A 7,273-nucleotide genomic window follows, 5' to 3' on the forward strand; every position below is an offset into this window, starting at 1 on the left:
AACTTTGCCAGTTTAGAGACAGACAAGCTTAGAGACAATTTGAACCGTAATTGGCTCTAAGTTGCTCTCACAGCGTTCCAGCGTCCACCAGAATTTCATGGAAGACGGCAGTGAACCTAAACCACCGCCACCAAAACTATTGAATAGTAACAAACCGTTTGTTCCAAACATTTTCAAAGAACAAAATCGTATCTTCGACGATCATATAATCATTATCGAAAGTTGTGGTCATATCATGTTCCATAAGAACCTTGTATCCCAGTCCATGGGCCATGACGACTGAAGCATTGCAACAGTATTCAGTCTGCGCACCACACATTTCGATAGTACGAATGTGATTCTCCATTAAAACTTTATTGAGATTAGTTTGATAAAAGGCATTAGGATGGAATTTTTCGATAACTGTGTCTTCTTTTTGTTTGTCGAGCTTGCCAGATAATTGCCAAAGTTCACTACCACGGACGATGTATTGATCGTTGTGTTGGATATAAATTATTGGCAAATTGGCTTGGCGATATGAAAAAATACGGTCGTTGATCCGGTGAACTAAACCGTTGAAATCGTAACTGTATTGAAAGGCCTTTTGCATATCAACAATGACTAAAGCCTCTGCTAATTCTGGCATAATAACACTTCCCCTAAAAATAAATTATATTCTGAGCCTACCATTCTAATAACAGTTTTGAAAGTGATATTATGAAGAAATGTCTCTTTCAAAAATTTGATATTAAAGATTGTTTCGTTTTATAATTAAAAAAATTAAAATTATAGGATATAAAAAATGAAAAAATTAAAGGTGTTTTCGATTATTATTGGCTTAGTTCTAGTTTTGGTTCTAGGGATCGGCGGTTTCTTTATTTATCGAACGCAACAGTCATTGAATTCTTTGGATACTAATAAAACAAGTGTTTCTAAGAATATCGACCAAAGCAAACCATTCTCTATTTTACTTCTAGGAGCTGATACCGGGACCGATGGACGGGTTGATCGGGGCAATTCTGATACGATGATGCTTTTAGCTTTGAATCCACAAAAAAAGACGACGGTGGCTTATTCGATTCCTCGAGATGCGATGGCTGAGATGGTCGGCGACAAAGAAAAGAACGTTCAAAAGATCAATGCGGCTTATAACATTGGACTTTCAAAGATGGCTAAGAGTACGGTCGGCAGTTTGTTGGGTGTACCAGTTGATTATCATGTGGCTATCAATATGGACGCTTTGGAAAAGACGGTTGATTTTGTTGGTGGCGTAACGGTTACCAGTGATTTGAATGTTTCTTTCGACGGCATAACGATTCCTAAGGGGACGCATCATTTGAACGGTAAAGAAGCACTGACTTATGCACGAATGCGTTACCAAGATCCACGTGGCGACTATGGCCGTCAGATTCGTCAGCAACAAATCTTAAAAGCGGTCGTTAGAAAATTGGAACAACCAAAATATTTAGTTAAGATTCCTGATTTGATCAAAAAATTAGGCAATGATATCAGTACTGATTTAACGACGAGTCAAATTGACCAAATCGTCTTGAAGTATAACGGCAGTTCCAAAAATATGGACTTTAACCAAATTCAAGGGCAGACAGCTTGGATCAATGGCAGCTCATATCAAATTTTGCCAACTGAAACGATGCAACAAGCTTCAAACAAGTTACGCGCCAATCTAGGCTTGAGTCAAAAGACTTTGGACAATACCGAAACCCAGTTGAACGCTAAGAACAAGGCCTTCTTCGAAAATGAAGACGACACCGACTACAATACTTATGGTTTGGATAAAATGTTCTATACTAACAATACTTACTAGACAAGATATCAGAATTAATTGAGGTTTATAAAAAAAGTGATGATGAGAAAATCCTTAAAGGATCAACTTATCATCGCTTTTTTTATAAAGTAATATCAGCCGTTAATTGGCTATCTTCATATGGAAAACGTGATTCAGCTATTTCAAAAGGCTGGCCGTCGTCGAGGTAACTCAGCTGATTGATCACTAAAACAGGTTCGCCTAATTGGTGGGCAATGCCATTTTCAACGTCAGATTGACTAGCTTTGTCAGCCCGCACGATTCGGTGGGTACCTTCGATCTGCAGACCTTTACTCTGTAAGTGTCCATAGATTGACTTTTCCAAAATATCTTTGGTCAAGGTAGTGATCGAAGTAGGCATGATCGTATGCTCGTAAGCGAAAACTTTGCCATTGACGTAGCGGACACGTTGAATGACATAGACTGGTTCAGTCGGTGGGATTATCAATTTGTCGGCTTCTTCACGTGTAGGAATACGAGCTGATAATTCCAAAACTTTACTCGTGACTGCCTTGCCTTGATTGGTTTTAGTAGCTCCAAAGGGTTTGTCGATCGGTGAGACGTTGCCGTAATTGTTACTATGCTCGTTAGTATAGTCTTTGCGAACATAAGTACCAGAGCCACGTTTGGAATAAACCATACCTTCAACCATCAAGAGCTGCAGAGCTTTGTGGACGGTGATTCTGGTCGTGTTAAAATTTTGAGCGATTTGATTTTGATCAGGAATTGCTGCTCCAGGAGCATATTTGCCAGATTTGATTTGTTTTCTTAGTTCATTGGCGATTTCTTTGTATTTGTAAGCCATATATATCGATCTCCTAAAAACGTTGCGAAATACCATTTAAAGAAAAGTTTACCATGAAAAATGAATTATTTCCTTATTATTTAAAAGTATACACATCTGGACAAAATGTTATTCACATGTATATAATTTGCAGTATACTGAAAGCGAATACAAAACGAGAGGGCGAGCTAATTATGACAGACAAACTGCCAAAAGATTTCTTCTGGGGAAATTCGACATCAAGCATGCAGACTGAGGGAGCTTGGAATGTTGATGGCAAAGGACTATCGGTTTATGATCTCAAACCAGCAACTAAGGAAACGTCTGACTGGCACGATGGAATCGACGCGTATCACAACTATGAACAAGATATTAATTTGATGGCTAATCAAGGGATGAATTTTTACCGCTTTCAAATATCCTGGAGTCGGGTTGATCCCAATGGCGATGGTAATTTTAACGAAGCAGGGATTGCTTTTTACGATCGGCTCATCAATGCACTGTTGAAGCGCAATATTAAACCGATGATCTGCCTGTATCATTTTGACATGCCATTAGCTTTGGCTAAAAAATACAATGGCTTTTTATCTCGGCCTGTTGTCAGTGCTTTTGTTAGATATGGAATTGAGATGGTCAAACGTTTCGGCGACCGAGTAAAATATTGGGTTACTTTTAACGAACAAAATCTTTATCATACCAGTGAAGTTTTTAATATTTCTGGTTATTTGACTGGTGATAAAACGGTCAACGAAATGTACCAAATCAGTCATCACGTCATGCTTGCTCACGCCGGTGTGGCTAACTATATTCATGAACAGACTGACTGCTTAGTTGGTGGCATGTTGGCTTACAGCGAAGTTTATCCAGCTACGGCTAATCCCAAAGATATTTTATATGCTCGCCAAATTGATGAATTTTTGAATCGGAATTTGTTGGATGCTTTCGTTTATGGACGTTATTCCAACGAAGTGATGAACTATGTCAGAAATCACAAGATCGAAATGGATTATCAATTAAATGATGATGAGACTTTGATCAAAGTAACTTCTGACTTCATTGCCTTTAGCTATTATCGTAGCGACACGGTCGATTCGACTGAAGTTCCGGCCGGAACGGTCCCTAATCAATATTTAGATTTCGGTTTGAAGCGGAATCCCTACTTGCAGACTTCAGAATTTGGTTGGCAGATTGATCCGTTGGGATTCAGAGATGTTTTGACCAAAGTTTATAACCAGTATTGTGTACCAATGTTTCCAATCGAAAATGGTATCGGATTTCGTGAAGAGTACACTGGAAAAGAGATTCAAGATGATTATCGAATCGACTATATGCGTAATCATATCCAAGCGATGAAAGAGGCTATTTTGGAAGATGGCGTTGAAGTATTAGGATATTTGGGTTGGGGCTTGATCGATATTCCTAGTTCCAGTGGCAATATGGACAAACGCTACGGAACCGTTTATGTCAATCGGACTAACCACGATTTGAAAGATCTCAAGCGAATTCCTAAGAAGAGCTACTGGTGGCTGCAAAGAGTTATCAAGAGTAATGGGGAAAGTCTTGAGTAACGTAAAATCACCGTTGATTCAATATTTTGAGTCAGCGGTGATTTTTTTTTATTTCGTATTTATGAGACAAATGAAAATAATAGTACATTTTCATGAAAAATAAATTTGAATCAATAATAAAAAATCGCTTGAAAGACAAGTGTTCACTAGCTTTGAACAGTTTTTAAAAATGTGATATAAATCACAATAATTGGTTGCTTTTATTAAATGTAACCGTTATCATGAAAATGAAATGAAGTAGGAGGTGGGCTTTGATGATTTCAGTCGCAGAGCTTGAAAAAAAGCAATTTAAAAATCCAGTGAGTTTGCAAGATATTGAAGAGGCTAGTCATTTGATCCATAAAGTGGGTCGGACGACGCCGCTGTTGCAGTCGATGTTTTTGAGTCGAAATGTTTGTCATGGAGACGTCTATTTGAAATTAGAAAATATGCAGCTGACAGGATCGTTCAAATTCCGCGGAGCGTTTAACAAAATCAATCATCTAACGTCAATACAAAAAAAGCGTGGTGTCATCACGGCTTCGGCAGGTAATCATGCTCAAGGGGTTGCTTTGACAGCCCATCTGCTAGGGATCGATGCTGTTGTGGTAATGCCCCATGGAGCACCTTTATCCAAGCAAGAAGCCACAGCAGGCTATGGTGCCAAAGTAATTTTGCATGGCGATAATTTTGATGAAGCTCATCAATATATGGAACAGGAAGCAGCTAAAAAAGGCTATACGATCGTAGATCCATACGATGATGCGGATGTGATTGCCGGTCAAGGTACGATTGGGTTGGAGATTCTCGATCAGTTGTGAGATGTTGATACGGTTATTGTGCCAGTCGGTGGTGGTGGTTTGATCTCAGGCGTTGCGACTGCTTTGAAGAATTTTAATCCTAAGATTCACATTGTAGGTGTACAGTCGGAGAATGTTCACGGTATGACAGCCTCTTATGAAGCTGATAAATTGACCAGTTTCAGTCAAGGGAAGACTTTGGCTGATGGAACAGCTGTCGCAACGCCGGGACGAATTACTTTTCCAATCACTGAAAATTTAGTTGATGAGATGGTTCTCGTTAGTGAAAAAGAAATTGCCAAAGCGATGAAGGATCTCTTGCAACGGACAAAGACAGTGGTTGAAGGTGCAGGAGCTTTACCAACAGCCGCCTTGGAAGCTCACAAAATTGCCGATAAATGGTTGGTCGATAAAAAAGTCGTTGCTTTAGTTTCGGGTGGAAATGTTGACTTGCAGCGAGTTTCGCAAACAATCGAAGCTTAGTATTTTTAAGACTGAGGGTGTTTTAGACTCCTAAAAACGGTATCATAATTATATAAGAAGATTTTGAATTGGGGGATAAAAAATGACAGAACTAGATCGAATTGAAAACTCAGCTTGTACATCAATTATGGTTGGTAAGAAGGCTTCAATGGATGGAGCTACGTATATTTCTAGAAATGAAGACCGCCTGATTGCTATTCATCCAAAGCGGATCATCGTTCAACCAGCAGTTTCAGACCGTCACGAGACATATGTTTCACCATACAACAAAATGACTGCACCTTTCCCAGAAAGTGGCTATCGCTACACAGCTACTCCAGATGCTAACCAAAGCGCTGGTCCTAACGAAGAAGATGGCTTCAACGAGAAGAACGTTGGTATGAGTGCCACAGAAAGTGTTTACGCTAATGAAAAAGTTCTCGCTTTTGATCCATACGTCAAAGATGGTTTAGCCGAAGATTCATTGGCTACGTTGGTTTTGCCATACATCGATTCAGCTAGAGATGGTGTTAAATACCTTGGCAATTTAGTTGCTAAATACGGTTCCGCCGAAGGTAATGGCCTGCAATTCAACGATAAGAATGAAGTTTGGTACATGGAAGTCGTTACTGGTCACCAATGGGTCGCCGTTCGTATTCCTGACGACTGCTATGCTGTTGCGGCCAACCAAGTAGCAATTCAAGATATTGACTTCAATGACCCTGACAACTACATGTGGGCCGACGGTATCCAAGAATTCGTTGAAGAAAACAACTTGAACCCTGACTTTGATCGTTGGGACTTCAGACACATCTTCGGAACAGATACTGAACAAGACCACCACTACAACACACCACGTGTTTGGTTTGCTCAACGTTATTTGAATCCTTCAGTTCAACAAGAACCAGAATCGGCCGAATTGCCATTCATCAGAAAAGCTGAAAAGAAGATTGCGATTGAAGATATTCAATATATTCTAAAATCACACTATAACGAGACAAAATACGACCCAATGGGCAGCGGTTCTGATCACGACAGAAGAACTTATCGGGCCATTTCTCTATCTAGAACAGCCAATTCACATATTTTACAAATGAGAGATTCTGACAACAACGGTGCTGCTGGCGTTGAATGGACTGGCTTTGGTATTCCAAGTTTCTGCCCACACGTACCATTCTTTACTAATGCCAATGAAATCGATGAATCGTATAGCTACACACCAGCTAAACTCGATATGAAGAGTGCTTATTGGATGTACGAAACGCTCGCTATGATCGTTGAAAGCCACTACAAGGAATTCGTTGAACCAAACCTTGATTATCAAAAGGAATTAAGTTCATGGGCTAGAAGAAAGATTGCCGCTGTAGATAAGAAGGCTGTTGCTATGAGTGGCGACGAGTTGACGGACTATTTGACAGAACAAAACAAAGAAATTGTTAAACACTACAATGATGCTACTAAAGCTCACATTGCTGATTTGATTACTAAAGGTACTGAATTGTCCAAGTTAACATTTAAGATGGATCCAAATCTTTAGAATGATAGTTGTTTAGTTGATGGTTCACTGCCGTCTTCCATGAAATTCTGGTGGACGCTGGAACGCAGTGAGAGCAACTTGGAGCCAATTTAAAAATTGTCTTCAAGCTTGTCTGTCTCTAACCTGGCAAGGTACCGCCAGCTAAGAGACTACCACGGCTGAGCATCCACCAGAATTCCATTCCAGACTAATGGGTTTAAGGATTTTGGAGCTTTTGAAGTATTAATATAGGCAGTTTTATTAAGTATCAAAATAGCAAATACTTGTATACTTATTATTAACAATTTAAATCGTACAAAAATAGGCCGTAATTCTTAACAATTTAGGAATTACGGCCTT

General features: G+C 39.5%; 5 protein-coding genes and 1 pseudogene. 4 read left to right on the top strand and 2 right to left on the bottom strand.

The features are described from left to right. Positions 1 to 136: 136 nt before the first annotated feature. Positions 137 to 625, bottom strand: a complete 489-nt coding sequence (locus FD29_RS10975; RefSeq protein ID WP_057888955.1) for a cysteine hydrolase family protein — start codon at positions 623 to 625, stop codon at positions 137 to 139. 156 nt (positions 626 to 781) lie between these two features. On the opposite strand from FD29_RS10975, the gene FD29_RS10980 reads away from it, so the two are divergent. Further along, on the top strand, positions 782 to 1,804 hold the full coding sequence (locus tag FD29_RS10980; protein WP_057888956.1) for an LCP family glycopolymer transferase: 1,023 nt from the start codon (positions 782 to 784) through the stop codon (positions 1,802 to 1,804). Positions 1,805 to 1,886: 82 nt separating this feature from the next. Here the strand turns inward: FD29_RS10980 and FD29_RS10985 are convergent, their stop codons facing one another. Further along, positions 1,887 to 2,609, bottom strand: a complete 723-nt coding sequence (locus FD29_RS10985; protein ID WP_057888957.1) for a GntR family transcriptional regulator — start codon at positions 2,607 to 2,609, stop codon at positions 1,887 to 1,889. A 173-nt stretch (positions 2,610 to 2,782) separates the two neighbouring features. On the opposite strand from FD29_RS10985, the gene FD29_RS10990 reads away from it, so the two are divergent. The 3 genes and pseudogenes from FD29_RS10990 (at position 2,783) to FD29_RS11000 (ending at position 6,934) form a co-directional block, all read left to right on the top strand. Next, positions 2,783 to 4,156, top strand: a complete 1,374-nt coding sequence (locus tag FD29_RS10990; RefSeq protein ID WP_057888958.1) for a glycoside hydrolase family 1 protein — start codon at positions 2,783 to 2,785, stop codon at positions 4,154 to 4,156. A 254-nt stretch (positions 4,157 to 4,410) separates the two neighbouring features. Beyond that, positions 4,411 to 5,418: pseudogene (gene tdcB / locus FD29_RS10995) on the top strand (bifunctional threonine ammonia-lyase/L-serine ammonia-lyase TdcB). Between the two features lie 82 nt (positions 5,419 to 5,500). Beyond that, positions 5,501 to 6,934 carry a C69 family dipeptidase gene (locus FD29_RS11000; RefSeq protein ID WP_057888959.1) on the top strand — a complete coding sequence of 478 codons (1,434 nt, stop codon included), beginning with the start codon at positions 5,501 to 5,503 and terminating at the stop codon, positions 6,932 to 6,934. Positions 6,935 to 7,273: the final 339 nt, after the last annotated feature.

It is taken from the genome of Companilactobacillus mindensis DSM 14500 (assembly GCF_001434275.1).
GTDB classification, from domain to species: domain Bacteria; phylum Bacillota; class Bacilli; order Lactobacillales; family Lactobacillaceae; genus Companilactobacillus; species Companilactobacillus mindensis.

Bases quoted from the DNA above. Each gene is read 5' to 3' on its own strand.
- FD29_RS10975 (WP_057888955.1), bottom strand. From the start codon at position 625: ATGCCAGAATTAGCAGAGGCTTTAGTCATTGTTGATATGCAAAAGGCC.
- FD29_RS10980 (WP_057888956.1), top strand. From the start codon at position 782: ATGAAAAAATTAAAGGTGTTTTCGATTATTATTGGCTTAGTTCTAGTT.
- FD29_RS10985 (WP_057888957.1), bottom strand. From the start codon at position 2,609: ATGGCTTACAAATACAAAGAAATCGCCAATGAACTAAGAAAACAAATC.
- FD29_RS10990 (WP_057888958.1), top strand. From the start codon at position 2,783: ATGACAGACAAACTGCCAAAAGATTTCTTCTGGGGAAATTCGACATCA.
- FD29_RS11000 (WP_057888959.1), top strand. From the start codon at position 5,501: ATGACAGAACTAGATCGAATTGAAAACTCAGCTTGTACATCAATTATG.